At 74.9% G+C, this 24,759-nt stretch carries 20 protein-coding genes, 1 tRNA gene and 1 other RNA gene; 10 read left to right on the top strand and 12 right to left on the bottom strand.

Features of this window, described 5'->3' with window-relative positions; all coding sequences use genetic code 11:
• The 4 genes from ABZ497_RS09245 to ABZ497_RS09230 all read left to right on the top strand — a co-directional run bounded on the left by ABZ497_RS09245 (position 1) and on the right by ABZ497_RS09230 (position 4,179).
• Positions 1–627, top strand: a complete 627-nt coding sequence (locus ABZ497_RS09245) for a ScbR family autoregulator-binding transcription factor (protein ID WP_329488588.1) — start codon at positions 1–3, stop codon at positions 625–627.
• Positions 624–1,607, top strand: coding sequence for an NAD-dependent epimerase/dehydratase family protein (locus ABZ497_RS09240; protein WP_359804115.1), 984 nt, complete (start codon positions 624–626; stop codon positions 1,605–1,607). The genes ABZ497_RS09245 and ABZ497_RS09240 overlap by 4 nt, the downstream gene beginning before the upstream one ends.
• Before the next feature lie 221 nt (positions 1,608–1,828).
• Positions 1,829–2,779, top strand: a complete 951-nt coding sequence (locus ABZ497_RS09235) for a TetR family transcriptional regulator (protein WP_359804114.1) — start codon at positions 1,829–1,831, stop codon at positions 2,777–2,779.
• A 251-nt stretch (positions 2,780–3,030) separates the two neighbouring features.
• Positions 3,031–4,179: a transposase gene (locus ABZ497_RS09230; RefSeq protein ID WP_352290566.1), complete on the top strand. Its 1,149-nt coding sequence runs from the start codon at positions 3,031–3,033 to the stop codon at positions 4,177–4,179.
• Between the two features lie 74 nt (positions 4,180–4,253).
• Here ABZ497_RS09230 and ABZ497_RS09225 read toward each other — a convergent pair whose 3' ends face one another.
• Complete coding sequence (locus ABZ497_RS09225) at positions 4,254–4,619, bottom strand: MerR family transcriptional regulator (protein ID WP_359804113.1); 366 nt, start codon at positions 4,617–4,619, stop codon at positions 4,254–4,256.
• Positions 4,620–5,025: 406 nt separating this feature from the next.
• Positions 5,026–7,824, bottom strand: a complete 2,799-nt coding sequence (locus tag ABZ497_RS09220) for an AAA family ATPase (protein WP_359804112.1) — start codon at positions 7,822–7,824, stop codon at positions 5,026–5,028.
• A 154-nt stretch (positions 7,825–7,978) separates the two neighbouring features.
• Between ABZ497_RS09220 and ABZ497_RS09215 the strand changes: the two genes are divergently transcribed.
• From ABZ497_RS09215 to ABZ497_RS09200, 4 genes are all read left to right on the top strand, one after another.
• Positions 7,979–8,356: a nuclear transport factor 2 family protein gene (locus ABZ497_RS09215; protein ID WP_359804111.1), complete on the top strand. Its 378-nt coding sequence runs from the start codon at positions 7,979–7,981 to the stop codon at positions 8,354–8,356.
• 143 nt (positions 8,357–8,499) lie between these two features.
• Positions 8,500–9,972 carry an MFS transporter gene (locus tag ABZ497_RS09210; protein WP_359804110.1) on the top strand — a complete coding sequence of 491 codons (1,473 nt, stop codon included), beginning with the start codon at positions 8,500–8,502 and terminating at the stop codon, positions 9,970–9,972.
• Positions 9,973–10,054: 82 nt separating this feature from the next.
• The gene (locus ABZ497_RS09205) at positions 10,055–11,935 is read left to right on the top strand and encodes a prolyl oligopeptidase family serine peptidase (RefSeq protein ID WP_359804109.1); all 1,881 of its coding nucleotides are present in this window, start codon (positions 10,055–10,057) and stop codon (positions 11,933–11,935) included.
• 17 nt (positions 11,936–11,952) lie between these two features.
• Complete coding sequence (locus tag ABZ497_RS09200; protein ID WP_359804108.1) at positions 11,953–12,585, top strand: hypothetical protein; 633 nt, start codon at positions 11,953–11,955, stop codon at positions 12,583–12,585.
• 134 nt (positions 12,586–12,719) lie between these two features.
• Here the strand turns inward: ABZ497_RS09200 and ABZ497_RS09195 are convergent, their stop codons facing one another.
• From ABZ497_RS09195 to ffs, 10 genes are all read right to left on the bottom strand, one after another.
• Positions 12,720–13,511 carry an SURF1 family protein gene (locus ABZ497_RS09195; RefSeq protein WP_359804107.1) on the bottom strand — a complete coding sequence of 264 codons (792 nt, stop codon included), beginning with the start codon at positions 13,509–13,511 and terminating at the stop codon, positions 12,720–12,722.
• Positions 13,512–13,648: 137 nt separating this feature from the next.
• Entirely contained in the window at positions 13,649–15,115 is a 1,467-nt protein-coding gene (locus tag ABZ497_RS09190; RefSeq protein WP_359804106.1) for a hypothetical protein, read from the bottom strand.
• Positions 15,108–15,653 (bottom strand): SigE family RNA polymerase sigma factor, encoded by a 546-nt coding sequence (locus tag ABZ497_RS09185; RefSeq protein WP_329492163.1) that lies wholly within the window; start codon positions 15,651–15,653, stop codon positions 15,108–15,110. Before ABZ497_RS09185 ends, ABZ497_RS09190 begins: the two co-directional genes overlap by 8 nt.
• A 480-nt stretch (positions 15,654–16,133) precedes the next feature.
• A complete protein-coding gene (locus ABZ497_RS09180; RefSeq protein ID WP_329488603.1) occupies positions 16,134–17,186 on the bottom strand; it encodes an aspartate-semialdehyde dehydrogenase in 1,053 nt (350 codons plus the stop codon).
• Complete coding sequence (locus ABZ497_RS09175) at positions 17,183–18,463, bottom strand: aspartate kinase (protein ID WP_329488605.1); 1,281 nt, start codon at positions 18,461–18,463, stop codon at positions 17,183–17,185. Before ABZ497_RS09175 ends, ABZ497_RS09180 begins: the two co-directional genes overlap by 4 nt.
• A 419-nt stretch (positions 18,464–18,882) precedes the next feature.
• A complete protein-coding gene (locus ABZ497_RS09170; RefSeq protein WP_329488607.1) occupies positions 18,883–19,593 on the bottom strand; it encodes a DUF5063 domain-containing protein in 711 nt (236 codons plus the stop codon).
• Positions 19,586–20,185, bottom strand: coding sequence for a recombination mediator RecR (recR, locus tag ABZ497_RS09165; RefSeq protein WP_329488609.1), 600 nt, complete (start codon positions 20,183–20,185; stop codon positions 19,586–19,588). The genes ABZ497_RS09170 and recR overlap by 8 nt, the downstream gene beginning before the upstream one ends.
• 187 nt (positions 20,186–20,372) lie before the next feature.
• A complete protein-coding gene (locus ABZ497_RS09160; RefSeq protein WP_329488611.1) occupies positions 20,373–20,714 on the bottom strand; it encodes a YbaB/EbfC family nucleoid-associated protein in 342 nt (113 codons plus the stop codon).
• A gap of 232 nt (positions 20,715–20,946) precedes the next feature.
• Positions 20,947–23,145 carry a DNA polymerase III subunit gamma and tau gene (locus ABZ497_RS09155; protein WP_359804105.1) on the bottom strand — a complete coding sequence of 733 codons (2,199 nt, stop codon included), beginning with the start codon at positions 23,143–23,145 and terminating at the stop codon, positions 20,947–20,949.
• A 72-nt stretch (positions 23,146–23,217) separates the two neighbouring features.
• Positions 23,218–23,308: signal recognition particle sRNA small type (ffs, locus tag ABZ497_RS09150), an RNA gene on the bottom strand.
• A 144-nt stretch (positions 23,309–23,452) separates the two neighbouring features.
• Here ffs and ABZ497_RS09145 point away from each other — a divergent pair.
• Positions 23,453–23,537 (top strand) — tRNA-Ser (locus tag ABZ497_RS09145).
• Between the two features lie 276 nt (positions 23,538–23,813).
• Positions 23,814–24,617, top strand: coding sequence for a hemolysin III family protein (locus tag ABZ497_RS09140; RefSeq protein ID WP_359804104.1), 804 nt, complete (start codon positions 23,814–23,816; stop codon positions 24,615–24,617).
• The last annotated feature ends 142 nt before the right edge of the window (positions 24,618–24,759 follow it).

The raw sequence follows: 24,759 nt of genomic DNA, 5'->3' as shown, positions 1-24,759 counted from the left end.
GTGACGCGAGCGAAGCAGGACCGAGCCGTACGCACCCGCGGGACGATCCTGAGGGCCGCCGCACAGGTCTTCGACGAGTACGGGTTCAGCGGCTCAAGCGTCAACAAGATCATCACACAGGCGGGCACCACCCAAGGCGCAATGTACTTCCACTTCCGGTCGAAGGAGGAACTGGCCAAGGCGGTGATGGACGAGCAGGCCGCCGACCTGGAACTGCCGGACCGGCCGGCCGGTCTGCGTCAGCTCCTCGACCTCAACCTGTACCTGGCCGACGAGCTGCGGGAGAACGTGCTGCTGCGCGCGGGCGTCACGCTCGCCGTCGAGCAGGGCCAGCTCGGCCTGCGGGACGTCCGGCCGTACGAGATGTGGGCCGAGCAGTTCTGCGCCGAGCTGGAGGAGGCCCGCAAGGCCGGTGAGCTGCTGCCCGACGTCGACTCGGCGGAGTTCTCCCAGGTCCTGGTCGGGGCCTACACCGGCACCCAGGTCATGTCCCACCTGCGCAGCAACCGCGCCGACCTGCCGGAGCGGATCGCCCGGCTCTGGTGGTACCTGCTGCCCGGGATCGCGACCGCGCCGGTCGTGAAGACCCTGCGGGGCGTCCTCGCGGAGCGCGGGCACCGGGCGTGACGCGCATCCTGCTGACCGGGGCCGGCGGCTTCATCGGCTCCGCGGTGCTCGCCGCGCTGCGCGCCCGGCCGGAGACCGGCGTGATCCGGGCCGTCGCCCGCTCCGCCGCGCCGCCCGGGACGGTCCGGGTCGCGGCGGACCTCACCGACCCGGCGACCCTGCGCGGCGCGGCCGACGGCGCCGACGTCCTGGTCCACCTCGCCGCCGCCGTCTCCGGTGACGAGGACGCCTGCGCGGCGGTCAACGTGCTCGGCACCCGGGCGCTGCTCGCGGAGGCCGCCCGGGCGGGCGTGGGGCGGATCGTCCACCTCTCCACCACCGCCGTGTACGGCCCCGGCCCGCACCGGGGCATCGACGTGGACGGGGTGACGCCGGCGCCCGTCTCGGCGGCCAGCCGGACCAGGCTGATCGGGGAGCGCGCGGCGCTCGACGCCGGCGCGGTGGTGCTGCGCGCGCCGCTGGTGCTGGGTGCCGGGGACCGCTGGGTCGTGCCCTGCCTGGCCGAACTCACCCGGCGGGTGCCGGCCCGGTGGGACGGCGGAGCAGCCCTGCTCTCGCTGGTCGCGGTGGAGGACCTGGCCCGGCTCGTCGCCGGGCTGGCGCTCGGGCCGGAACGGCCACCGAGCGGGGTCCACCACGCCGGCCACCCCGAACCCGTCCGCAGCGGCGCCCTGTTGGACGCCCTGGCCGAGCACGGGGTACTGCCGCCGACCCCCGGCCAGGACTGGCCCTGGGAGCGCTGCCTGGCCGAACTGCGGCGGGTGCCCGGGGTGTTCAGCGAGCGGCAGTTCGCGCTGCTGGCCCAGGACCACTGGTACCGCAGCACGGAGATCTGGCGGTCGACCGGCACCGATCCCGGGCCGGGACCGCTGCACCGGCTCGCCGCGGCCGCGCCCTGGTACCGGGACCACCTCGCGCGGACGGACGCCACGGCCACCGAACGGAGTTCCGAGGGAGTTGCCAAAGCTGCAAGCGGATGACGGCCGAGCGGTGCGTATGCGGCCCGCTCCGCGTAGCGTCGGGACTCCGTCGGATCGGCTCGGACCGACGCAGGGGTCCCGGCCTTCCGCCCGCCCCGCTCCGTCTGCTCGAAGGAGCCACTCCCGCTCATGCGGTTCGTCAGTCCCCCGCTCCAGGCCGTGGAGCCGGTGCCGACGCTCGGCCGGTGCGCCAGAGCAGCCCTCCCCGACGGCGGTGGGCGATGAAGCAGGAACGCGCCCAGCACACCCGACGGGCCCTGCTGCGGGCCGCCGCGGGCGAGTTCGACCAGCACGGCTACGCCGGCACCTCACTCTCCCGGGTCAGCCGGGCGGCCGGGGTCACGATGGGCGCGCTGACCTTCCACTTCCCCACCAAGGCGAGCCTGGCGGACGCCGTCCGCGCGGACGCCGTCGAGCTCACCCGGGCCGCCCTCGGGGGCCCGGCGGAGGGCGGCAGAACGGCGGAGGACGGGGACCCGGCGGAGGGCGGGGCCACGGCGGGCGACAGGGCCCCGACGGGTGACGCGAGAGCGGACGGCGGGCCTCCGGCCCGCGACAGCCCCGGCGGGGCCGACAGCGCCCCGTCGGGCTGCGGCACCGGCGAGGTGGCGCGGCTGACCGACGTGCTCACCCGGCTGCTCCAGGACGAGCCCAGCGTCAGCGCGGCGGCCAGACTGGCCTGGGAGCAGCCCGGCTCGGCCGACAACTGGTACGCCAGCTGGATCCCCGTCCTGCGAGGGCACCTGACGCGGCACCAGCCGGGCGTCACCGGGCCGCGGGACGGCGGGTCGAACAGCCCCGGGCCGCAGGGCCCTGCGGCCCGGCACGACCTCGAAGCCCAGGGCCCCGCAGCCCAGGGCCCCGCAGCCCAGGGCCCCGCAGCACAGGGTCCCGCAGCACAGGGTCCCGCAGCACAGGGCGACCCCGACGGACAGCACCCCGCAGCACAGCGCACCCCCCACGGGCAGGGTCCCGGGGACCGGATGGCCCCGACGGCGGCGGCCGCCGATGCGCAGGACCTCGAAATCCTGGTGCACTGCCTCGTGGTGGGCTCGGAGGCCCTGCGGCGCGGCGTCGTGCCGGTGGGCGGGGCGACCGCCCCCACCGGGGACGAGCTCCGGCAGCGGCTCCGCAGGCTCTGGCACCGCACGCTGGCCGGTCCCTCGGCCTGACGCCGTCCCTCCGTACGCGCCCCGTGGCCGGGCCGGACACCGGCGCGGTACCGGCGCGGTACCGGCGCAGGAGCAGCGCACCCCCATGCTCCGCGCCCTGCGATGGCAGGTGTGCGCCGGGGCGCACACACCCCGGCATACGAACTTGTCAGAATCGTGCCAGCGCTCACCTCGACCCCCAAAACAAAGCGATCGTTCGCTATTCTTCCTGGGACGGCACTCACGGCACCTCACGATCCCGGGGAGCTCACATGGACGCGCAACACCTGCCGCCGGCCGGCGAAGCATCGGTCTCCCGGTTCGCCGAGCAGGTCTTCGCCCACCTGCCCCGGATAGACCAACGCCGCTGGGCCCACGCCTATCTACGCGGCCTGCTCGCCGCACCGGGCCGCAAGTCGTTGTCGAACATGGCCACCAGCCTGACCACGAGTCGGACCGCCGCGCTCTCGCTGCAGCAGTTCATCAACGGCAGTCCGTGGGACTGGCGGCCGGCCCGCCGCACCCTGGCCCGCCTCACCACCACCGGCCCGCGCCCGGTACGGGCCTGGACGGCCACCCTGGCGGTCATCCCCAAGCGGGGCGACCAGGCGGTCGGCGTCCACCGCCGCTTCGTCCCGGAGTTCGGCCGCACCATCAAGTGCCAGGCCGCGGCCGGGATGTTCATCGCCACCGACCGGCACGCCGTACCGGTCGACTGGTCGCTGCTGCTCGACGCCGACTGGACGGAGGACCGGGACCGCCGGGTCCGCGCCCGGATCCCGGACTCCGTCACCCCGCGCCCGGCCGACCGGACGGTGCTCGACATGGTCGACCGGCTGGCCGCCCACCTCCCCGTCGCCCCGCTGGTCGCGGACCTCACGGTGGTCGACGACCTGCCGCCGCTGATGTCGGCGCTCGCCCGCCGGGGCGTCCCGTACCTGCTGGAGGCCCGGCCGCACCAGGCCGTCCGCCCCGTCCTGCAGGCCACCACCGGGCGGTTCGGCCGGATCCAGCAGGACGCCGTGCCGGTCGAGTCGCTCCTCCCGCGCCAGCGGCCGCGCACGCCCGGCACCCCGCAGCCGACGCTGCGCTGCGTCCCGGTCCTGACGCCCGGCGTCCAGGGCGCGCCCGTCCACCGGCTCTGGGTGCAGGACGCCCGCGGCGGCAGGGACCGGCGGTACTGGCTGACCAACCTCAGCGAGGACGCTCCTGCCGTGCTCGCCCTGCTCGGCACCGCGGCGACCACCCGGGACGCCGTGGACCGGCTGGGCGCCGACTTCGGCCTGCTGGACTTCTCGGGCCGTTCCTACCTCGGCTGGCACCACCACATGACGATGGTCTCGGCCGCGTACGCGCTCGGCCACGACCGGCCGGACCTGACCGGGACGCCGGCTCGCGAGGTGTTCCGCACCTCCGCCTGACCCCCGCCCGACCGCCGCCCGCCCGGGGCCGGCCGCCCGCGCGGCAGCGGGCCGGCCCCGGGAGCGCCGGCGCCCTACGCCACCAGCGCCGCGGCCTCCGCCTCCCGGGCCGCCGCGACCATGCCCGCCAGGGCGGCCCGGCTCGCCCCGAGGACCAGCAACTGCCGGTCGAGCGCCGCCAGCCGGTCTTCGAGCACCTCCAGCACGCACGAGTCCACCGTGTTCTCACCGCTCACGCAGGGCAGCACATCGCGGATGGCACTGGTCGAGAGCCCCGCGCCCAGCAGGGCCCGGATCCGGCGCACGACCACCGGCGCGTCGGCGCCGTACCGGCGGTGGCCGCCGTCGCGCCGGCGGGTCTCCAGCAGCCCCTGCTCCTCGTAGTACCGCAGCAGGCGGACGCTGACCCCGGTCTGCGCCGACAGTTCACCGATCCGCATGTGACCCTCCGAACGCGCGGCCGCGCATCGCCCACCGACGGTGATTGTAACGCCGAAGGGAACACCCGGTCGCGTGCGGAGCGAGTCACCGACTCAGCTGCAGTGCAAGTGATTTGACGGGCCGTCGGACCCGTGGGGAGTTAGCGGCCGGACAGCGGAGCGAGCCGGGTGGCCGGGACGGGCACCGCTCTCCGTCCCGGTCGCCCGGCCCACCGTTCGCGCCTGCGCCGATCCGTCAGCCGAGGTTCCGGAACACCGAATCCGGCTGCCCCGCGTACGCGTTGCTCAGCGCGAAGGCCCGGCTGCCGGGGCGGAAGATCCCCACCTGCTCCGCGCTGCCGAGCCGGGAACGGCGGCGCCGACGAGTTGCCGGCACGTCGGCCGTCGCCGGTCCGTGGGGGCAGCGTCAGAGGAGGTCCGGGAGGTCGGTGCGGGCGGTGACGCCGAGCTTGGGGTAGGCCTTGTAGAGGTGGTGGCCGACCGTGCGCGGGCTGAGGAAGAGCTGGGCCGCGATGTCGCGGTTGGTGAGCCCCCGCGCCGCCAGCCGGACGATCTGCAGTTCCTGCGGGGTGAGGGTGGCCAGGGGCCCCACCGGGGCGTCGGCCGGGGCCGGGGCGCCGGCTCCGGTGGCGGTGAGTTCGGTACGGGCGCGGTCGGCCCACGGGTGGGCGGCGAGCAGTTCGAAGGTCTCCAGGGCGGCGCGCAGGTGCGGGCGGGCGTCCGTGCGTCGGCGTTCGCGGCGCAGCCACTCGCCGTAGAGCAGCGCGGTGCGGGCCTGCTCGAAGGGGCGGTGGGTGCCGTCGTGGAGGTCGAGGGCCGCGCGGTAGGCGGACTCGGCGAGTTCGTCCGGCCCGAGCAGTGCCTGGCAGCGCAGCCGCAGCGCCTCGGCCCACGGCACGGCGGTGGCGCCGGCCCAGCGGGCGAAGCGCTCGTACGGTTCGGCGGCCCGCTCCGGGGCGCCCAGCCGGACGGCGGCCTCGACCAGGTCGGGGACGGCCCGGGTGGCGCCCACGTGGTGGCGGTAGGGGCCGGTGGTGAGCGCCTGGAGGCGCTCGGCGGCGTCGGCGGCGCGGCCCCGGCCGAGGTCGAGCAGGGCGAGCGCCCACTGGGCCCAGGGCTCCCCGGGCGCGGGCGCGGGTTCGCCGCCGCCGGGCCCCGTCCCGGTGTCGGTATGGGTGAGCGCCGTCGCCGTCCGCGCGGTCGCGGTGAGCGCGGCGCACTCCTGCTCCGCGCCGCGCAGCGCGGCCAGGAAGCCGAGCAGGGCGCTGAGTTGGCTGACCCACTGGTGCTGGCCGGTGTCCCGGGCCAGGGCCAGGGCCTCGGTGGCGGTGACCTCGGCGTCGCGGTGCCGCCCGTGGAACAGCTCCGCCTCGGCGAGGAAGAACTGCAGCGTGGGCAGCACCCCGACGGTGCCCTTGGCCCGGGCCTCGGCGACGAGTTCGGCGCCGAGTTCCACCGTTTCGGCGTCCCGGCCGAGGACCAGCGTCACCCCGCAGAGCTGGACCAGGTCGCTCGGCGTCTCGGCGCCCGCCCGACGGGCCGCCGCCGCGGTGTCGCGGGCGGCCGGCAGCGGCGGGGCCGGGCGGCCCAGCGCGGGCAGGACGGCCGCCGACAGGTGGCGGGCGAGCGGGGTGAGCGGATCCCCCTCGGCCAGCGGGAGCGCGGCGAGCCGGTCGAGCACGGCGACCACCGGCTCCTCGCCGGCGTACCAGGCCGCGTGGAAGGCCTGGAGCAGCATCCGGGCGGCGTGCGGCGCCTCGATGTCCGTACCGGCCGCGTCCAGCAGCAGCCGGTAGGCCGCCGGGTAGGAGCCGCGCCAGAAGTGCGCGGTGGCCCGGACCTGGTCCAGCAGGGCGTGCGCGAAGACGCTGTCCGTCCGGGCTCCGGCCTGCTCGGCGAGCGCCTCGGCCTGTGCCAGCTTGCCCTCCTCGGTGGCGGCCTCGGCCGCCAGCACCAGGCGCCGGGTGGCCTCGTCGCGGTCGGGGGTGAGCCGGGCGGCGCGCTCGTACGCGGCGGCGGCGCCGCCGTGCGCGCCCCTGGTCTCCGCGCTGACGGCGGTGCGCTCCAGGGCGTCGGCGAGGTCGGCGTCGGGCGCGGTGGCGGCGAGGGCCAGGTGCCAGGTCCGGCGGTCGCCGTTCTCCAGGGCTCCGCCGATGGCCCGATGGACCGTCAGACGCTGTTGTACCGGGGCGCGTTGCAGGATCGCGGCGCGCAGCAGCGGGTGCCGGAACGCGAGGCGGCGGTCGGCGCCCAGGGCGACCAGGCCCGCCTCCTCGGCGGGGGCGAGGTGGTCGGCGCTCACGCCGAGGGCGGCCGCGGCCGCCAGCACGACGTCGAGGTCACCGTTCTCCTCGGCGGCGGCGACCAGCAGCAGGGTCTGGGTGGCCGGCGGCAGACCGGTGACCTGGCCGTGGAAGGCGATCTGCAGACGGCTGGTGAGCGCCAGCCCGCCGGAGGCCGCCCCCACCCGGTCGGGGGCGGATCCCTCGACCGGGACGGGCAGTTCGGTGAGCGCCAGCGGGTTGCCCGCGGACTCGGCGAGCATCCTGCGGCGGACGTCGCCGGTCAGCGCCGACGCGGTGCGGGAGTCGAGCAGCAGGGCGGCGGCGGGTTCGGCGAGCCCGGCCAGCCGGAGTTCGGGCAGGCCGGTCGGCGGCAGACCGTCGCCGGAGGTGCCGGAGGCGCCTGCGTCCCGGGTGGCGAGCAGGAGGGCGACGCCCTCCGCCTGGAGCCTGCGGGCGGCGAGCAGCAGGGCGTCCAGCGAGGCCCGGTCCAGCCACTGCACATCGTCGACGACACACAACAGGGGCTGGTCGGAGGCGAGTTCGGCGAGCAGGCCGAGCGTCGCGAGACCGGTGAGCAGCCGGTCGCCGCCCTGCTGCGCCGGTGCGGCGGCGTCCCGCAGTCCGAACGCGCCCTCCAGGGAACGCCGTTGCGGGCCAGGCAGGGCGGCGAGCCGGTCCAGCCCGGAGGCGAGCAGCAGACTGAGCCCGGCGAACGGGAGTTCGGCCTCGTACTCGACGCCGGTCGCCCGGATCACCCGGAACGCGCCGCCGCCCGCCGCCACCGCGTACTCCAGCAGCGCGGTCTTGCCGATCCCCGGCTCGCCGCGCAGCACCAGCACCCCGCTGCGGCCCGCCTTCGCGCCGTCGAGCAGCGCGTCGACGACCGCCTGCTCCTGTTCCCGCCCGTAGAGCATCCCCATCCTCCGACCCTACTGGCGTGGCCTACCTACGGCCCCGGCGGTGCGCCCGCTCCCCTACCTATCCGTGACGGATTCGCCGACCGGGCGTCGTCCGTACCTTCATGAGCAGCGGGAACGACCCGCCGAACCACCCAGCAGGACACGGGAGAAGACGATGGACGACATTCAGGTGACCGACCTCCACCGGCTCGCCGAGCGCTACCTCGCCGCCTGGAACCAGACCGACCCGGCCGCCCGCCGCAAGCTGGTCGACGAGGCGTGGGCCGAGGACGGCAGCTACACCGACCCGCTGGCCGCCGTCACCGGCCGGGACGGCGTCGACGCCCTGATCGGCGCGGCCCAGGCGCAGTTCCCCGGCCTGGAGTTCACCCTCGGTCCGGTCGACGCGCACCACGACATCGCCCGGTTCACCTGGAACCTCGGACCGGCGGGCGGGGAGGCGCTGGTGGTCGGGTTCGACGTGCTGGTCGCCGGTCCGGACGGCCGGATCGCCTCGGTGTACGGCTTCCTGGACCGCGTCCCGGGCGCCTGAGCCGCCGGAGGAGGCAACGGGGGCGGGCGACGCACCCGCCCCCGCGCCCGGCCGACCCTCGCCCGGCCGACGCCGTGCGCACCCGCGCCAGACCCCCGCCCCGCTCCCGAAACCGCTCCCGACTCCGCCGAGGAGAGCCCGCGATGAGCACCGCCCCGCCCACCCGCACCGCCCTGCGTACGAGCATCGCCCCGCCCACCCGCACCGCCCTGCCCACGAGCCCGGTCACGGCCGGGGCTGCGGCCGGGGCCGCGGCGCCCGCCACCCGGGGCCTGCTGCCGGTCGTCCTGACCGCCACCTTCATGACCGCCCTCGACGTCTTCGTGGTGAACGTCGCCGTCCCTTCCGTCCAGGCCGACCTGGGCGCCGGCCCGGCCGCCGTCCAGTGGGTGATCGCCGGTTTCGCCCTGGCGCTGGCCGCCGGGCTGATCACCGCCGGCCGGCTGGGCGACCGCTACGGGCGGCGCCGGGTGTTCGCCCTCGGCCTGGCCCTGTTCACGCTCGCCTCGGCCGGCTGCGGCCTGGCCCCGACCGCCGCCGCCCTGGTCGGCGCCCGGATCGCGCAGGGGCTGGCGGCGGCGCTGATGGGCCCGCAGGTGCTGGCCATCCTGCGCACCGCGTTCAGCGGTGCGGCGCAGGCCCGGGCGTTCGCGATGTACGGGCTGACGATGGGCGTGGGCGCGGTGTTCGGCCAGCTGATCGGCGGCGCGCTGATCCGCGCGGACCTCTTCGGCCTGGACTGGCGCAGCTGCTTCCTGCTCAACCTGCCGGTCGGCCTGGTCGCGCTGGGCCTGGTCCGCCGCTGCTTGCCGGAGTCCCGCGCCCCGCACCGCCCCGGGCTGGACCCGGTGGGCGTCCTGCTCGTCACCGTCGCGCTGACCGGCCTGGTGCTGCCGCTGATCCAGGGCCGCGAGGCCGGCTGGCCGCTCTGGACCTGGCTCTGCCTGGGCGCCGCCCTCGCCCTGCTCGCCGGCTTCGCCGTCCACCAGCACCGGCACACCGGGACGCCGCTGGTCGACACCGGTCTCTTCCGGAGCCGGGCCTTCGCCGCCGGGCTGCTCGCCCAACTCGCCTTCTGGCTCGGCCAGGCGTCGTTCTTCCTGGTGCTCGCCCTGCACCTGCAGCAGGGCCGCGGCCTGGACGCCCTCGGCTCCGGCCTGGTCTTCACCGCGATCGGCGCCGGCTACCTGCTCACCTCCACCACGGCGCACCGCGTCGCCGCCCGCCTCGGCCGCCAGGCGATCGCGCTCGGCGGGCTGCTGATGGCCGGCGGGCTGGGCCTGCTCGGCCTCGCCGTCCACGCCGGTGGGACGACCGGCGGCGTCGGGTGGCTGGCGCCGGGCCTGTTCGTGGACGGTCTCGGGATGGGGCTGGTGATCGCCCCGGTGACCAGCGTCGTGCTGGCCTCGGTCGAGCCCCGGCTGGTCGGGTCGGCCGCGGGGCTGTTGGCCACCGTGCAGCAGGTCGCCGGGGCGCTCGGGATCGCGCTGATCGGGATCGTCCACTACGGCGCCGGCGACCCGGTCACCGCCCTGGAGCGCAGCGTCGCCGCGCTGGCGGTGCTGGAGTTGCTGCTGGTCGGCCTGGTGCAGCTGCTGCCTCGCCGGACGCCCTGAGGGGAGCGCGGCAGGGCGGGTGGACCGGTCCCGGTCCACCCGCCCGTTCCGTTCACTCCCCCCGATCGGGTTGGATGGGTGGATGAGCGAGGAGAAGAGCGCCGTACCGGCGTGGGAGCAGCGGTTCAGGGCAGCCAGGGTTTCCCTCCCGGACTGGGCGGAGGACGCCCCCGACCGGTCGCTGTACGTGTCCAACGCGACCGGTACCTACGAGGTGTACGCCTGGGACCGCGCCACCGACACCCACCGGCAGGTCACCGACCGGCCGAACGGCACCACCGACGCGGAGCTGTCGCCCGACGGCGCGTGGATCTGGTGGTTCGACGACAACGACGGCGACGAGTTCGGGATCTGGCGCCGCCAGCCGTTCGCCGGCCGCCCGGAGGACGGCGCCGGCTCTCCCGACGAGGAGGCCGTGCCCGGCCTGGCCGCCTCCTACTCCGCGGGCCTCGCCCTCGGCCGGGACGGCACGGTCGTGGTCGGCCGCTCCACCGACGAGCACGGCACCACCCTCCACCTGCGCCGCCCGGGAGCGGCCGAGGCGGTGGAGATCTACCGCCACGAGGAGTACGGCGGCATCGGCGACCTCAGCTACGACAGCGCGCTGCTCGCCATCGACCACACCGAGCACGGCGACGCGATGCACTCGGCGCTGCGGGTCGTCCGGCTCGCCGACGGCGCGACCGTCGCCGAGCTGGACGAGGTCACCGGGCACCCGGAGCCGCGCGGCATCGCCTGCCTCGGCTTCGCACCGGTCGACGGCGACACCCGGCTGCTGGTCGCCCACCAGCGCACCGGCCGCTGGGAGCCGATGATCTGGGACGTGGCCACGGGGGCCGAGACCGCGCTCGCGCTCCGCGACGAGCAGGGCCGCGAGCTGCCCGGCGACGTCTCCGCCCAGTGGCGCCCCGACGCCCGCGCGCTGCTGGTCGAGCACGAGTACGAGGCGCGCAGCGAGCTGTTCTCGTACGCCCTCGACACCGGGGTACTGACCCGGCTGGAGACCCCGCGCGGCACCGTCGGCGGCGCGACCGCCCGCCCGGACGGCACGGTGGAGTTCCTGTGGTCCTCCGCCGCCGAGCCGTCCGCCGTCCGGTCCACCGCCGGCACGGTCGTCCTGCGGGCGCCGGGCCCGGTGCCGCCGGGCTCGGTGCCGGTCGAGGACGTCTGGGTGGACGGCCCGGGCGGCCGGGTGCACGCGCTGGTCCAGCGCCCGGTCGGCGACGGCCCGTTCCCGACCGTCTTCGACGTCCACGGCGGACCGACCCACCACGACAGCGACTCATTCGCCGCCGGCCCGGCCGCCTGGCTGGACCACGGCTTCGCGGTGGTCCGGGTCAACTACCGCGGCTCCACCGGCTACGGCCAGGCCTGGACGGACGCGCTGCACGAGCGGGTCGGCCTGATCGAGCTGGAGGACATCGCCGCCGTCCGCGCCTGGGCGGTCGCGAGCGGGCTCGCCGACCCGGAGCGGCTGGTGCTCACCGGCGGCTCGTGGGGCGGCTACCTCACCCTGCTCGGCCTCGGCGTGCAGCCGGAGAACTGGACCCTCGGCGTCGCCGCCGTCCCGGTCGCCGACTACCTGACGGCGTACGACGACGAGATGGAGGCGCTGAAGTCCCTGGACCGCACGCTCTTCGGCGGCACACCGACCGAGGTGCCCGAGCGCTGGACCGCCTCCTCGCCGCTGACCTACGTCGAGCGGGTCCGGGTGCCGGTCTACATCAGCGCCGGGGTGAACGACCCGCGCTGCCCGATCCGGCAGATCGAGAACTACGTGGAGCGGCTGGAGCAGCTGGGCCGGCCGCACGAGGTCTACCGGTACGACGCCGGGCACGGCTCGCTGGTGGTGGAGGAACGGATCAAGCAGCTGCGGCTGGAGATCGACTTCGTCCGGCGGCACCTGGGCGCGGGGAGCGCCGGGGCGGGTCAGGGCGAGCCGAGCGACGGGGGCAAGGGGTGAGACGTCGGCTGACGCTCATGGGGGTGGGGGTGGCCGGGGCGCTCGCGCTCACCGGCTGCTCGGGTCAGGACGGCAGCGACGCGGCCTGCCCGCCGCCGCTGCCGCCGTCCAGCCGACCGACGGCGACCGCCACGGCGACGGCCACCGCGACGACGGCCGCGGCCGGGGCGGCGGGGGGCCCGGCCGTCCGGGCGGTCTTCCGCGCGGCCGACGTCGCGGTGGGCGTGTCAGGTGCGTCGGGTGCGTCAGGTGCGTCAGGTGCGTCAGGTGCGGCCGTCACGGACGTCACGGACGTCACGGACGTCACGCGGGCCGACGCCGGTGACGGGGCGGTCGTGCTCGCCTCGTCCAAGTCGTCCGGGTCCAAGTCGTCCGGGTCGAAGTCGTCCGGGTCCAAGGGGTCGAAGAGCTCCAAGAGCGGGCGCAGCACCCGCCACCACACCGACCACTACGACTCGGACGACGACAGCGGCAGCGGGAGCGGCGGCAGCCGGTGCGGCAACCCGCCCCCGACGGTCTCGCCGTCCTCGACCCCGTCCGGCACACCCTGGTCCCCGCCCGCGGCGACTCCGCACCCGACGCCGGCCGTGCCGACGGCGCCCGTTCTGCCGTCCAAGCCGGCCGTCCCGCCGGCGAAGCCCTCACGCTGAGCCCGGCCTCCGGAGCACTCAGCCCCGCGTCCGGAGCGCTCAGCCCCACGTCCGGCGAGCTGGGTCCGGAGGGCTGAGCCCGGCGTCCGGAGCGCCGAACCCGCCCCGGGCGGCCGCTCGCACCCCGGCCGGGGCTACTCCAGGACCGGGTCCAGCCCGAGGGCCCGGTCCTGCTCTGCCTCCGCCTCGCGTCGCACCAGGCGGAACCACATGAAGACGACGAAGCCGCCGAAGACGAACCACTCCAGGGTGTACCCGAGGTTCTGGAACGCCCGCAGGCTGAGGCCGTCGCCGCCCTGCGGCTGCACGGTCGGCACCGGGGTCAGCCCCGCCGGCACGGTGTCCGAGGACACCCAGCCGTCGTACCAGCCGTCGTAGGAGAGCTTGTTGACGAGCGAGGCCTTGTTGATCGTGCCGAGCTGTCCGGCCGGGAGCCCGCCGGCCACGGCGCCGCCGCTGCCGCTGCTCTCGCCGGCCTGCAACCGGCCGGCCACCGTGACCTCGCCGGCCGGCGGCAGCGCCGTGGCGGCCGCGCCCTCGGCGGGCGTGCCCGGCGCCCAGCCGCGAACCACCGCGACGATCCGGCCGTCGTCGGTGCGCAGCGGGGTGAGCACGTAGTAGCCCTGCTTGCCGTCCAGCACCCGGTTGGGCACGAGCAGCTGGTGTTCCTGGTCGAAGGTCCCGGACACCGTCACGGCCCGGCCGACGGTGTCGGTGGTGACCTGCGGCCGGTCGGGGCCGAGCAGTTCGCCGAGCGGCGCGGCCGTGCCGGCGTCGTCCACCGCCTTGCTGATCTCCTGGTGCGAGGAGACCTTGTCCTCGAACCGGCCGAGCTGCCAGGAGCCGAGCCAGACGCACACCGCCACGGCCGCGACGGCCAGCGCGGTGCCGCTCAGCCAGCGCGGAGTGAGGAGGAACCGGTACACACCCCCCACGGTAACCAGTCCTCACACCCCGCCCGACCACAGGGGCCCCCGCCACGCCCGCCCGGACCGCGGCCGGGCACCGCGGCCGGGCACCGCGGCCGGGGCCCACACGAGCGGGCCGGCACCCGGTGGCGGGGTCAGTCGGAGGACGGCGAGGTGGACGGTGCCGAGGTCCCGGTCGGGGTGGGCGCCGCGACGGCCTGCGGCGCCGTGCGGTAGACCGTGCCCGAGCAGGCCCCCGGCAGGACGACGGAGGCGGCACTCGGGCTGCCGGGGGCCGGGGTGTGCGCGAGGGTGACGCCGGCCGGCGGCGCGGTGGGGCCGGAGGTCGGGGTGGCCGAGGGGCTCGGCGCCGTGGTCGGGCCCGCCGTCGGGGTGGCGGATGCCGGGGGCGCCCCGGTCGGTGCCGCCGAGGCTCCGATCGCCGGGGCGACGGCGCCCGTGCCGGAGCCCGCGGCCGAGCCGCCCGGTCCGCCGGACCGCAACGCCTGGGCGCCGCCCGAACCGGAGCTGCCCGGACCGCTCTGGCCGGCCGTCGCACTGGGCGAGACGCCGCCCGCGGTCCGGCAGCCGCCGCCGTCCGGCACCCAGCCGAAGTCCACCCGGTAGGCGGCCTGCGGTGCAAGGAGCAGCCCGGGGCCGTCGCCGCCGCCCGGTCGCGGGGCGGGCAGGTCGGTCGCCGGATCGTCCGCCGTGTGGTCGGTCACCCGGATCCGGGACTGGTCCGTCCCGGTGGCCCCGGTCACCGCGACCGAGCCCGGCCCGCCGAGCCGGCAGGTGTGCGCGGAGGTGTTGACCACCGTGAAGTACCCGTAGATCCGCCCGTCGCCGTCGGCCGCGCCGACCCTGGCCGTCCCCTGCCCGAGGTCGCCCCGGAGGCAGAGCGGTACGGGCGCGTCGTCGCCCCCGCCGGTGCTGGAGGCGCTGGGCCGGGCGGACGCGCCCGCCCCGGCGTCGGCGCTGCTGGCTCCCGGGCGCGGCGGTGTGCTCACCGAGCCGGACGGGCTGCCGGCGCCCGGTGAACCACTGGCCTCGGGGTGCGGCAGCGCGTTCGGGCCCGCGGCGTCGGTGCCGGCCGTACCCTCGACGGTGGCCGAGGGCGTCGCGCCGGACGCGCCGGGGGTGCCGGGGCCGCCGGAGAGTCCGAGGTGGTCGTCGTCGTGCAGGGCCGGCAGGCCGATCGCCACCGCGACGGCCAGTGCGGCGGCCGCGGTCCAGGCGCCGCGCCGGGCGGCCCGCCGCCGGGGTACCGCGCGGCGGATCCGGTGCAGTCCGGCGGGGTCGGGCTGCACCTCGGCCACGGCGCGCTGCAGTAGCACGCGGACCAGCAGCTCGTCGGTGTCGAGCCCGTCGGTGAGCGGCCCGTCGGTGGGCGGCCCGTCGGGCTTCGGGGCGAGCGCGTCGGGGCCCAGCGCCTCCGGACCGAATGCGCCAGGACCGGGTGCGTCAGGACCGGGCGTCTTCGGACCGGGCGTCTTCGGACCGGGCGTCTTCGGACCGGGCGCCTTCGGCCCGCGCATGTCAGGGCCGTCCGCTCTCGGGCCCTGCGCCGTCGGGCCGTTCCCGTCCGGGCCACCGCCCGTACCGATCCGGTCGTCAGCCATGCCCGGCCTCCATCTGGACCCGCAGCGCGGCGATCCCTCGCGAGCCGTAGGCCTTCACCGAGCCGAGCGAGATGCCCAAGGTATCCGCGACCTGTGCCTCCGTCATGTCCACGAAGTAACGGAGCACCAGAACCTCCCGCTGACGACGTTGCAGACCACGCAGCGCGGCCTTCAACTGGTCGCGCTCCAGCGCATCGTAGGCTCCTTCTTCTGCACTGGCCATGTCAGGCATCGGCTTCGGCAGCAGCCGCAGGCCGAGGATCCGCCGTCGCAGCGTGGAGCGGGACAGGTTGACCACGGTCTGCCGCAGGTAGGCGAGCGTCTTCTCCGGCTCGCGCACCCGGCGGCGTGCCGAATGCACCCGGATGAACGCCTCCTGGACCACATCCTCGCAGGTCGAGAGGTCGTCGAGGAGCAGCGCCGCCAGCCGCAACAGGGAGCGGTAGTGGGCCTGGTACGTCTCGGTGAGCAGGTCCTCGCTGGTACCCGCGCCGGTACCGGCGCCGGAGCCCGCCGTGCCGGGTGCGACCGCCGTCATCTGGCTGTCTTCCGGCCTATCCGCAGGCCGCTGGGCACGCGGCGAGAACGTCACCACGGCCGCTGCCGAGATGCCCGCCCCTGCCCCCACCATCACGTTCGCCACGCCCGTTGGACACTCGATCCCCTGTCATGGTTGCCCCAGCCCACCGAACATTCTCGCGTACGGGCGGCGGCCCGCTCCAGGGGATTCCGGCGGATTGGGCAAGTGACCTCCGAAGGACCGCAGAAGGCGCACGGAATCTCACGACGTCTCACGGTTCTCGCCGTTTCGGAGCCCGTCCGGTCCCGCCCCGGTCCCGACCCGGTCCCGCTCCGACCCTTGGAGCCTTACGGAGGGACACGATCCATTCCCGTCCCCGGCCCCTACCGGTCTCACGGTCGGTTCCGTTCCGGCGGTTCATCCGGCCCCCGCGTCGTCCGGCGTCACCCGGCCCCCGGCCGTCCGGGGCCTCGCGGCCCCGCCCCGGCCCACGGCGCGTCAGACGAGGAGTTCGCCCGCCACCAGCTCGGCGATCTGCAGGGCGTTGAGCGCCGCGCCCTTGCGCAGGTTGTCACCGCAGAGGAACAGGTCCAGCGCCGCCGGGTCGTCCAGCGCCCGCCGCACCCGCCCGACCCAGACCGGATCGGTGCCGACCACGTCGTTCGGGGTGGGGAACTCCCCGGCCGCCGGGTCGTCGTACAGCACCACGCCGGGGGCGTCACGGAGGATCTGCTGGGCGTGCTCCTGGGTGACCTCGCGCTCGAAGACCGCGTGCACGGCCAGCGCGTGGGTGCGCACCACCGGGATGCGGACGCAGGTCGCGGAGACCCGCAGGGCCGGCAGGCCGAGGATCTTGCGCGACTCGTCGCGGAGCTTCAGCTCCTCGGACGACCAGCCGCCGTCCATCAGCGCGCCCGCCCAGGGCACCGCGTTGAGCGCCAGCGGGGCGGCGAACGGGCCGTTGTCGGCGATCACGGCGCGCAGGTCGCCGGTCTGCTCGCCGACCTCGGTGCCCGCCACCAGCGCGACCTGGGCGCGCAGCGCGTCCACCCCGGAGCGGCCCTCACCGGAGGCCGCCTGGTAGGAGGCGACCACCAGTTCGCTGAGCCCGTACTCGGCGTGCAGCGCGCCGATCGCGGCGATCATCGCCAATGTGGAGCAGTTGGGACCGGCCACGATGCCGCGCGGCCGCATCCGGGCCGCCGCCGCGTTGACCTCGGGGACGACCAGCGGGACGTCCCCGTCCATCCGGAACGCGCCGGAGTTGTCGACCACCACGACGCCCTTGGCGGCGGCGATCGGTGCCCACCGGGCGGAGACCTCGTCGGGCACGTCGAACAGCGCGACGTCGATCCCCTCGAAGGCCTCCTCGGTGAGCGGGAGCACCTCGACGGACTCCCCGCGCACGGTCAGCTTGCGGCCGGCCGAGCGCGGGGAGGCGACGAGGCGCACCTCGCCCCAGATGTCCTGACGGAGGGAGAGCAGGCCGAGCAGCACCTCGCCGACCGCGCCGGTGGCGCCGACGACGGCGAGGTTCGGCCGACGGGTCATCGCCCGGTGCCTCCGTAGACGACCGCCTCGTCCGACTCGCTGTCCAGCCCGAAGGCGCTGTGGACGGCGCGCACGGCCTCGTTGACGTCGTCGGCCCGGGTGACGACCGAGATGCGGATCTCCGAGGTGGAGATCAGCTCGATGTTGACGCCGGCCTCGGAGAGCGCCTCGAAGAAGGTCGCGGTGACCCCCGGGTTGGAGCGCATGCCGGCGCCGACCAGGGAGATCTTGCCGATCGCGTCGTCGTAGCGCAGCGACTCGTAGCCGATGCCCTCCTTGACCCGGCCGAGCGCGTCGATGGCCTTCTGGCCCTCGGTCTTCGGCAGCGTGAAGGAGATGTCGGTCAGCCCGGTCGCGGCGGCCGAGACGTTCTGCACCACCATGTCGATGTTGACCTCGGCGTCGGCGATGGCGCGGAAGATGCGCGCCGCCTCGCCCGGCTTGTCCGGCACGCCGACGACCGTGACCTTGGCCTCGGAAGTGTCGTGGGCGACTCCGGAGATGATGGCCTGCTCCATCTCGCCCCCTTCGGGCTGGTTCGGGTTGTCGTTGCTGACGATCGTCCCGGGAAGACCCGAGAAGGACGAGCGTACGTGAATCGGGATGTTGTAGCGCCGCGCGTACTCCACGCAGCGGTCGAGCAGCACCTTGGAGCCGGACGAGGCCAGCTCCAGCATGTCCTCGTAGGCGATCCAGTCGATCTTGCGGGCCTTCTTCACCACCCGCGGGTCGGCGGTGAACACGCCGTCCACGTCGGTGTAGATCTCGCAGACCTCGGCCCGGAGGGCCGCGGCGAGGGCGACGGCGGTGGTGTCCGAGCCGCCGCGACCGAGCGTGGTGATGTCCTTGCCGGTCTGCGAGACGCCCTGGAAACCGGCCACGATCGCGATGTTGCCCTCGTCCAGGGCGGTGCGGATGCGGCCCGGCGTCACGTCGATGATGCGCGCCTTGTTGTGGACGGAGTCGGTGATGACACCGGCCTGGCTGCCCGTGAAGGACTGGGCCTCGTGACCCAGGGATTTGATCGCCATGGCCAGCAGCGCCATGGAGATGCGCTCTCCAGCGGTCAGCAGCATGTCGAACTCACGGCCGGCAGGGAGGGGTGACACCTGCTCCGCGAGTTCGATGAGCTCGTCCGTCGTGTCGCCCATCGCGGACACCACGACGACGACCTCATGGCCGGCCTTCTTGGCGTCAACGATTCGACGGGCCACGCGCTTGATGCCCTCGGCATCCGCAACGGATGAGCCGCCGTACTTCTGCACGACAAGGCCCACGTGCGCTCCTCGACTTGTGTCGTTTCCGGGGGCGCTGGGCCCCCGCACCCCCGGGTGGCGGGGGTTGTGCGGTCCGCGCCAGTCTACCGAGCGGGGGTGCCGCGACTGCCGCTTTCCATATGATGAGACGCCCGTTTCAGCAGGTGGGCGGCGGTTCGGGGGTGGCGACCGGCAGGTCTGCGGGCTTTCCGGTGCGGCTCCGGAGAATCGGCGGACGAACGGACGGCGGCCCCGGGGTTTTCCCTTCCACCGGAATCCCTGAGGCGTCCGTCACAGTCCGTTCCCGCCCGTTCCCCGCCTCCGGCGCTGCCGGCACCGTGCCGCCTGTGCTGCCCGCACTGCTCGTGCCGCTGCCCGTCACCGTGCCGCCTGTGCTGCCCGCACTGCTCGTGCCGCCCGTCGTACGGCTGCCCGGTCTGCTACCGGCCCAGGCCCAGCTCGGCCGCCATCAGGTCGCCGGCCTGCTGCTCCAGCTGCTCGTCGGTGAGCCCGTCGTCGTCGGTGTCCGCGCCGTCCGGCACCGCCCCGATCGGGCTGTCCAGCCGGACGTGGGCGATCAGCGACTGCAGCGCCCGCAGCACCGCCGAGCAGGTCGTGCCCCAGTTGGAGAGGTACGAGAACTGCCACCACCAGAGCGCCTCGCTGACCCGCCCCTCGCGGTAGTGGGTGAGCCCGTGCTGGAGCTCGCTGACCACGCCGGCCAGGTCGTCCGAGATCCGGAAGGCGTTCGGCTTCTCCGGCGGCCCGTACGGGTCAAAGACCTCGTGGTAGACGTCGATCGGCGCGAGGAGCACGGCCAGCCGCTCGCGCAGCTGCTCGCTGTCCGGCTCCGGACCGGTGTCGGGCTCGAAGCGGTCCTCCGGGACGACGTCCTCGATCGCGCCGAGCCGACCGCCGGCCAGCAGCAGCTGCGAGACCTCCAGGAGGAGCAGCGAGACGGCGCTGCCGGGCTCGTCGCCCTTGGCGACCTCGGTGACGGCGAGTACGAAGCTCTCCACCGAGTCCGCGATCTGCACCGCGAAGTCGTCCGGCTCCGAGCCGTGCGCATGGACGTGCGGGGCGGGCCGGTCCTGCTGCGGGCCTGCCTGGTGGGGCGTGTGGGGCTGCTGGTTGATCGTCCGGTCAGACATCGAGCAGTCGTCTCCCTTCGAAGGCGCGGCCGAGGGTCACTTCGTCCGCGTACTCCAGATCCCCGCCGACGGGCAGACCGCTCGCCAGCCGGGTCACCTTCAGGCCCATCGGCTTGCAGAGCCGGGCCAGATAGGTGGCGGTCGCCTCCCCCTCCAGGTTGGGGTCGGTGGCCAGGATCAGCTCGGTGACCGTGCCGTCCGCGAGGCGCGCCAGCAGCTCGCGGATCCGCAGGTCGTCCGGGCCGACGCCCTCGATCGGGCTGATCGCGCCGCCCAGTACGTGGTACCGGCCGCGGAACTCGCGGGTGCGCTCGATCGCGACGACGTCCTTGGGCTCCTCGACCACGCAGATCACCGCGAGGTCGCGGCGCGGGTCGAGACAGACCCGGCACTGCTCGGCCTCCGCGACGTTGCCGCAGGTCGCGCAGAACCGGACCTTGTCCTTGACCTCCAGCAACGAGTGCGCCAGCCGGCGGACGTCGGTGGGGTCTGCCTGCAGGATGTGGAAGGCGATCCGCTGCGCGCTCTTGGGCCCGACGCCGGGCAGCCTGCCCAGTTCGTCGATCAGGTCCTGAACCACGCCCTCGTACACGTCGCGCCTTCCCTCAGGGGTCTGTGGTGCACCGGTTGCCCGATGTCCCGGTGCCATCATCCAACGAATCGGGCGCCGGGCACACCGCCCGACGCCCTACTCCCGCATAAATCACACAGGTCTGTTATCCGAACTTCAGACCTTCATGACTTCGGTCTTTCCGCCCCGATTCGGCCATCCGACCAGGTCAGAACGGCAGACCGGGGATTCCGCCGCCGCCCAAGCCCTGGGTCAGCGGGCCCATCCGCTCGGCCTGCAGCTTCTGCGCCGCCTGGTTGGCGTCCCGGACGGCCGCGAGGATCAGGTCGGCCAGGGTCTCGGTGTCCTCCGGGTCGACGGCGGCCGGCGCGATGGCCAGGGCCACCAGCTCACCGGCACCGGTCACGGTGGCCTCGACCAGGCCACCGCCCGCCGAACCGTTCACCTTCGTCTCGGCCAGCTCCTGCTGCGCCTGGGCGAGGTCCTGCTGCATCTTCTGCGCCTGCTTGAGCAGCTGCTGCATGTTGGGCTGGCCACCACCGGGGAACACGGCTCACTCCTTGCGTTCTGCGTCCGTCGTGCTTCGCTTCGTCCTGGCACGCCTGCGCCGACCGCGCCGCCGGCCGTGCCGGCCCGGCGTCGCGCGGACGTCGCCGCGTCGTCGCGTCGTCGCACCGAGCCTACGTGCTACCGGTGCCGGGCGTCCGATCGGTCACCGGCCTGGTCCCGCTCGGGCCGCGGACTCGCCGGCCGCCCCTGCCGGCGCGCCGCCCACCCGCCGGTCAGTTCCCGCCGTGGCGGATCTCCTGCAGCACCGTCGCGCCCAGCTCGCGGATGATCAGCTCCTGGCCGGAGAACGTCTCCTCCTTGAGCTCCGGGTCGTCCTCCTCCGGGATGTCGTCCTCCAGCGCGACCGACTGCGCCGGGCGCCCGGCCGGCGGAGCCGACGGGGCCTGCACCGGCGGAGGTACCGGCGCGGGCGGCATCGCGGGGGGCGTGGCCATCGGCGCGGGCGCCGGTACGGGCGCCGGGGCGGCGGCCTGAACCGCAGGCGCGGGCGCCGCCGGACGCGCCGGTGGGGCGCCCCAGCCGCCGGTGGAACCACCGGGGCTGCCCGGATTGCCGGAGCCGCTGCCGCCGGGATTCCCGCCCCCGGCGCCGCCGGTCCCGCCGGAGCCGCCCGACGGGTCGATGATGCACTCGATCCGCCAGTCCACACCGAGCGCGTCCGCCAGCGCCTGGCGCAGTACGTCGTCGCTGTTGCTGCTGACGAAGCTGTCCCGCGCGCCCGCGTTGATGAAGGACACCTGGAGCACGCTGCCGTCGAACCCGGCCACCTGGCCGTTCTGGCTGAGCAGGATCCAGGTGAAGCGGCGGCGGTTCTTCACCGCCTCCAGGATCTGCGGCCACATCTGCCGGACCTGCCCGGCCCCCTGTTGGGCGGCGCCCGACGGCTGCCCGCCGCCGGCCGCGGCGGCCGGAGCGGGGGCGGGCGCGGCCACCGGGGCGGCCTGGACGGGCGCGGGAGCCTGCTGCACGGGCGGCGCCGCCACCGGGGCGGGCGCACCCCCGCCCGGGGAGAAGCTGCGCGGGATCGGCCACGCACCCGGCGCGGGCGCTGCCGGAGCGGCGGCCTCCTGCGCCGGGGCCGCGGGCGCTGCCGGCGCCTGCACCGGGACGGCCTCCGCCTGGGGGGCCTGTACGGCGGGAGCCTGCGGGGCAGGCGCGTGCATCACAGGGGTCTGCATCGGGGTCTGCATCGGGGGCTGCGTGGCGGGAGCCTGCATGGCGGGAGCCTGCATCGGGGCCGCGAAGCCCCCGGTGGCCGCCCGGCGCTCCAGCTTGTCCAGCCGCGCCTGCAACGACAGCTCGTCGCTGTACGCGCCCGGCAGCATCACCCGGGCGCAGATCAGCTCCAGCTGCAGCCGGGGCGCCGCGTTCCCGCGCATCTCGGTCAGTCCGGTGTTGACGATGTCCGCGGCCCGGCTGAGCTCGGCCGCGCCGAACGCGTCCGCCTGCGCCTGCATCACCGCGACCCGGTCCGCCGGGGCGTCGATCAGCCCCTTCTCCCCGGCGTCCGGCACCGTGGCCAGGATCACCAGGTCCCGGAGCCGCTCCAGCAGGTCCGTCACGAACCGGCGCGGATCGTGCCCGCCCTCGACCACCCGGTCGATCACCTGGAACACCGTCGCGCCGTCCTGCCCCGCGAAGGCGTCCACCACCTCGTCCAGCAGCGCGGAGTCCGTGTACCCGAGCAGCGCGGTGGCCATCTGGTAGGTCACACCGCCCTCGGTCGCACCCGCGAGCAGCTGGTCCATCACCGACATCGAGTCACGCACCGACCCGGCCCCGGCCCGGACCACCAGCGGGAAGACGGACTCCTCCACCTGGATCTGCTCCCGGCCGCAGACCTCCGCCAGATAGTCGCGCAGCGTGCCGGGCGGCACCAGCCGGAACGGGTAGTGGTGCGTCCGGGAGCGGATCGTCCCGATCACCTTCTCCGGCTCCGTGGTCGCGAAGATGAACTTGAGGTGCTCCGGCGGCTCCTCCACCACCTTCAGCAGCGCGTTGAAGCCGGCCGAGGTCACCATGTGCGCCTCGTCCAGGATGAAGATCTTGTACCTGCTGTGCACCGGCGCGAAGAACGCGCGCTCCCGCAGCTCACGGGCATCGTCCACACCACCGTGCGAGGCGGCGTCGATCTCGATGACGTCGATCGAACCGGGCCCGCCCGTCGCCAGGTCACGGCAGGACTGGCACTCACCGCACGGCGTCGGCGTCGGCCCCTGCGCGCAGTTCAGGCAGCGGGCCAGGATGCGGGCGCTCGTCGTCTTCCCGCAGCCGCGCGGGCCGCTGAACAGGTAGGCGTGGTTGACCCTGTTGTTGCGCAGGGCCTGCTGGAGCGGAGCGGTCACGTGCTCCTGCCCGATGACCTCGGCGAAAGTCTCGGGGCGATAGCGGCGGTACAGGGCTAGGGACACACCACCGACGATATCGGGACGAGCCGACAAACGCGTCGCCCCTCAACGGCCCCCGCCCGCCCCCGGGAACGCAAAGACCCCCCGCGCACCCGCCAGAGCCCTCCTACCCTTGCTGCCTTCCGGCCCTGGGGGGGTTCAGAGAGATAACGCCACACGAGGGGCTGACACCCACAGTACCGGATCCCGGCCCCCGTCCTCCACCACCCACCCTCCCCACCCCCGCTCCGCGATCCGCAGGCCACACCCCCGGACCACCCTCGACATACGTGGTCGCAACCACCCCCGAACATGTACTAAGCTCTCCCACGGAGGATTCGCCTAGAGGCCTAGGGCGCACGCTTGGAAAGCGTGTTGGGGGCAACCCCTCACGAGTTCGAATCTCGTATCCTCCGCCTCCGCCCGCCAGGGCAAACGAAAGGCCCCGACCGCTGAGCGGTCGGGGTCTTCGTCGTCCTGTGGTTGCAGTTGTCGCCCCAGCCGGCTTCTGGATCATCAGTCACAGGCAGCAACACGCCTTTCGCCCCCGCTCCGATGCACCGTCGACCTGCCCTCACGGCTGCCCGGCGGCTTGATCAGACACTCCCACGTCTGGCCGGTGCCGGAACTGACCGCTGCCAGGATGATGCGCTTCGGCGGCCACGCCCTTCCGCCATTCCTAAAATGAGCGCATGATCGCCGACAACACCCAGCTGCCGGGACACGGAGGGGAGTTCCAGCCCCGCCCCGGCACCACGACCGGCACGCACCGCACCTCCGCGGTTGATCCGCCGGCCGGCACATCCGGCCGACTGACTGCCTGGCAGACAGCCGGCGCCCCGGCGGGCGGCGCGGATGGCGCGGCAGCCGCGCTGAAGCCGCGGATGCGTGGTTGGTTGCACGCCGGTGTGTTCCCCCTCGCACTGGTCGGCGGCATCGTGTTGATCGCCCTTTCGCGTCCGGCTGCGGCCGTGGCGGCCTGCTCGGTGTTCGCGCTGTCGGCCTGGCTGCTGTTCGGTACCAGCGCGGTCTACCACCGGGGCACATGGGGCCCACGTGGGGAGGCGGTCCTGCGGCGGCTCGACCACGCGAACATCTTCCTGATCATCGCCGGCACCTACACCCCGCTGGCAGTACTGCTGCTGCCCGCGCGCCGGCAGGTGGTGCTGCTGACCGTGGTCTGGGCGGGCGCCCTGGCCGGCATCGCCTTCCGCACGCTGTGGATGGGGGCTCCCCGGTGGCTGTACACCCCGTGCTACATCGCCCTGGGCTGGGTGGCCGTCTTCTACCTGCCCGACTTCGCGCGCACCGGCGGGACCGCGGTCGTCGTCCTCGTCATCGCAGGCGGCCTGCTCTACACCGCGGGCGGCATCGTCTACGGCCTCAAACGCCCCGATCCCTCACCGCTCTGGTTCGGCTTCCACGAGGTCTTCCACACCCTCACCATCGCCGCCTTCGGCGCGCATTACACGGCCGTCCTCCTGGCAGCCACATGATCGGCCGGTCGGCTGCGCCGCGGTGCCGGACAGGTGGGAGCATCCGTGAGGGCCGGAGCGGGCTGGCCGAAGGTGACGAGCAGGTCGACTTCGATTGCGGTGACGGTGAAGCCCTCGGCGCCGGGGACCTCCGACAGGGCCG

Origin of the sequence: Kitasatospora sp. NPDC005751, assembly GCF_040630835.1 — a bacterium.
GTDB lineage: Bacteria > Actinomycetota > Actinomycetes > Streptomycetales > Streptomycetaceae > Kitasatospora.
Note: the sequence above shows the minus strand (reverse complement) of the source record. Positions and strands in the feature narration are given on the sequence as shown.

Coding starts and splice junctions, on each gene's coding strand:
- ABZ497_RS09235 (WP_359804114.1), top strand. CDS start 1,829: ATGAAGCAGGAACGCGCCCAGCACACCCGACGGGCCCTGCTGCGGGCC.
- ABZ497_RS09230 (WP_352290566.1), top strand. CDS start 3,031: ATGGACGCGCAACACCTGCCGCCGGCCGGCGAAGCATCGGTCTCCCGG.
- ABZ497_RS09225 (WP_359804113.1), bottom strand. CDS start 4,619: ATGCGGATCGGTGAACTGTCGGCGCAGACCGGGGTCAGCGTCCGCCTG.
- ABZ497_RS09220 (WP_359804112.1), bottom strand. CDS start 7,824: ATGGGGATGCTCTACGGGCGGGAACAGGAGCAGGCGGTCGTCGACGCG.
- ABZ497_RS09215 (WP_359804111.1), top strand. CDS start 7,979: ATGGACGACATTCAGGTGACCGACCTCCACCGGCTCGCCGAGCGCTAC.
- ABZ497_RS09210 (WP_359804110.1), top strand. CDS start 8,500: ATGAGCACCGCCCCGCCCACCCGCACCGCCCTGCGTACGAGCATCGCC.
- ABZ497_RS09205 (WP_359804109.1), top strand. CDS start 10,055: ATGAGCGAGGAGAAGAGCGCCGTACCGGCGTGGGAGCAGCGGTTCAGG.
- ABZ497_RS09200 (WP_359804108.1), top strand. CDS start 11,953: ATGGGGGTGGGGGTGGCCGGGGCGCTCGCGCTCACCGGCTGCTCGGGT.
- ABZ497_RS09190 (WP_359804106.1), bottom strand. CDS start 15,115: ATGGCTGACGACCGGATCGGTACGGGCGGTGGCCCGGACGGGAACGGC.
- ABZ497_RS09185 (WP_329492163.1), bottom strand. CDS start 15,653: ATGACGGCGGTCGCACCCGGCACGGCGGGCTCCGGCGCCGGTACCGGC.
- ABZ497_RS09180 (WP_329488603.1), bottom strand. CDS start 17,186: ATGACCCGTCGGCCGAACCTCGCCGTCGTCGGCGCCACCGGCGCGGTC.
- ABZ497_RS09170 (WP_329488607.1), bottom strand. CDS start 19,593: ATGTCTGACCGGACGATCAACCAGCAGCCCCACACGCCCCACCAGGCA.
- ABZ497_RS09140 (WP_359804104.1), top strand. CDS start 23,814: ATGATCGCCGACAACACCCAGCTGCCGGGACACGGAGGGGAGTTCCAG.